Source organism: Pseudoalteromonas sp. ESRF-bin5, from assembly GCF_002632075.1.
In the GTDB taxonomy this organism is placed as follows: Bacteria; Pseudomonadota; Gammaproteobacteria; order Enterobacterales; family Alteromonadaceae; genus Pseudoalteromonas; species Pseudoalteromonas marina.
Window position 1 is genome coordinate 1 of record NZ_NTLW01000025.1, and the last position, 2858, is coordinate 2858.

At 41.5% G+C, this 2858-nt stretch carries 2 protein-coding genes, 1 rRNA gene and 1 pseudogene; all 4 read right to left on the minus strand.

Features of this window, described 5'->3' with window-relative positions:
* Positions 1-366 (minus strand): 16S ribosomal RNA (locus BCG07_RS00325); the annotation flags it as partial.
* 872 nt (positions 367-1238) lie between these two features.
* Positions 1239-1640, minus strand: a complete 402-nt coding sequence (gene rplQ / locus BCG07_RS00330; protein ID WP_006794892.1) for a 50S ribosomal protein L17 — start codon at positions 1638-1640, stop codon at positions 1239-1241.
* Between the two features lie 39 nt (positions 1641-1679).
* Complete coding sequence (locus BCG07_RS00335) at positions 1680-2666, minus strand: DNA-directed RNA polymerase subunit alpha (protein WP_008127834.1); 987 nt, start codon at positions 2664-2666, stop codon at positions 1680-1682.
* A gap of 24 nt (positions 2667-2690) precedes the next feature.
* Positions 2691-2858: pseudogene (gene rpsD / locus BCG07_RS00340) on the minus strand (30S ribosomal protein S4); the annotation flags it as partial.

A 2858-nucleotide genomic window follows, 5' to 3' on the forward strand; every position in this document is an offset into this window, starting at 1 on the left:
GTGCAATATTCCCCACTGCTGCCTCCCGTAGGAGTCTGGACCGTGTCTCAGTTCCAGTGTGGCTGATCATCCTCTCAAACCAGCTAGGGATCGTTGCCTTGGTGAGCCATTACCTCACCAACTAGCTAATCCCACTTGGGCCAATCTAAAGGCGAGAGCCGAAGCCCCCTTTGGTCCGTAGACATTATGCGGTATTAGCAGTCGTTTCCAACTGTTGTCCCCCACCTCAAGGCATGTTCCCAAGCATTACTCACCCGTCCGCCGCTCGTCAGCAAGGTAGCAAGCTACTTTCTGTTACCGCTCGACTTGCATGTGTTAGGCCTGCCGCCAGCGTTCAATCTGAGCCATGATCAAACTCTTCAATTAAAAAGTTTTGTGTCTTTCGACAGCTCAATGAATTCTGAATTTATTTAATATCTTTCGATATTGAATTGACTGTGCTGCAATTCTTTCCTTAAGTAAAACCTAAGTAAGTTATTGCTGTTGGTCACTCAGTTTCAATTGAGACTCTAATTTGTTTGCCTCACTACCTTAGTAGCTTGGCTGTTAGAACTCAATCTGTACGAGTGCCCACACAGATGATTGCTTTATATTGTTAAAGAACGTTTGAGTTGCCTTAGCGACTCAAGGGAAGCGAATCTTACGCTTTCCTGTATTTTTGTCAACACTTAATTTTAAATTTTATAAAAATCTAAACTCAAGTTTTACTCGACTCACTAAGTGGTTTGCTTGCCTCGCTAAGCGTTGCCTGCTCTGCCGTCTCAGTGGGGTCGCATTATAGGGAGATCCGAAAACAGATCAACCCTTTTTTAAAGAAAACTTGAAAAAACATGCTGTTCGATGAGTATTTGAGCTAAACGCTCAAAAACACAACTAATAGTAAGCTTTATTTATGTAATAGCGCCATTTTACTAAGTGTATGATGATAAATATCTTTCTAGTGCTTATTTGAAAGGTAATTATGGTAACAACCTTTTTAGCTTATGATTTTTCTTAGGTGTAACGTTACCGTTTTTATAGTAATGCTACTCACTTAGCCAAATCATTAATGCAATAGAGCTGTGTTTTGGCTGACTTGAGATTAGTGGTAAATAGGTAATAGGTAAATAGGTAATAGGTAATAGGTAATAGGTAATAGGTAATAGGTAATAGGTAAATATAATAATGCAGAAGTTTAATTTGTAAATTTCAGGCATTAAAAAGCCGAGCATAAGCTCGGCTTTAGGTTTCTTTAAGACTTACTCTGCAGACTGTGCGTCTTCTTGAACTTCTTCGCTAGTCGCTGGGCGACCAACTAGTTCAATATAAGCCATTGGTGCATTATCACCAGTACGGAAGCCACACTTAAGAATACGAGTGTAACCACCTGGACGATCCGCGTTACGTGGACCGATTTCACTGAATAATTTACCAACAACTTCATTGTCGCGTGTGCGAGCAAACGCTAAACGGCGGTTTGCTACACTGTCAGTCTTAGCCAGTGTGATTAAAGGTTCAATTACACGACGTAACTCTTTCGCTTTTGGCAAAGTAGTTTTGATGATTTCATGTTTCACCAAAGAACCTGCCATATTGCTGAACATCGCTTTACGATGGCTACTGTTACGGTTTAATTGACGACCACTCTTACGATGGCGCATGACCCTATCCTTCTAACTAAACTAATATAGTGATTTAGATTATTCAGCTAAACTTGCAGGTGGCCAGTTTTCTAGGCGCATACCTAGAGAAAGACCACGTGAAGCTAGCACGTCTTTAATTTCAGTTAGAGACTTCTTACCTAGATTAGGCGTTTTAAGAAGCTCAACCTCAGTGCGCTGAACTAAATCACCGATATATTGAATTTGCTCGGCTTTCAAACAATTTGCTGAGCGTACTGTTAGTTCAAGATCATCGACTGGACGAAGCAGAATAGGATCGAATTCTGGTTTCTCTTCTTTCTCTTCTGGCTCAGTTACATCGCGTAAATCTACGAATGCATCTAATTGCTCAGCTAAGATAGTAGACGCACGGCGGATCGCTTCTTCAGGATCTAATGTACCGTTTGTTTCCATATCAATGATTAATTTGTCTAAATCTGTACGTTGCTCAACTCGAGCTGATTCAACCGAGTACGCAATACGTTCAACTGGGCTGAATGATGCATCAAGCAACAATCTACCAATTGGACGCTCATCGTCATCAGAGGATAAACGACTAGATGCCGGCACATAACCACGACCGCGCTCAACACGAATACGCATGCTGATCTCGCTGTTACCTGTAGTTAAATTACAGATAACGTGATCTGGATTAGCAATTGTTACATCGCCATCGTGCTGAATATCAGCCGCAGTAACAGGGCCTACACCAGATTTAGTCAGGGTCAGAAAAACTTCATCTTTGCCTTCTAACGTTACTGCTAAACCTTTAAGGTTTAATAGTATTTCAATGATGTCTTCTTGAACGCCTTCTTTCGCGCTGTACTCATGTAATACACCGTCGATTTCTACTTCAGTTACTGCACATCCAGGCATAGATGAAAGTAATATACGGCGTAAAGCATTACCCAGAGTGTGACCAAAGCCACGCTCTAATGGTTCTAAAACTATTTTAGAACGCGTTGGGTTTATAGCGTCGATGTCGACTAACCTTGGTTTTAGAAATTCTGTAACAGAACCCTGCATTTTATCCTCTCTTAACTCTTAACTTTACTTAGAGTAAAGTTCGACGATTAGTTGTTCATTAATGTCCGCAGACAGGTCTGAACGCTCAGGTAGACGCTTAAAGCTGCCTTCCAATTTCTTACCGTCAACTTCAACCCAAGTCGGCTTTTCACGTTGCTCAGCCAACTCTAGAGCAGCGATGATACGTGCTTG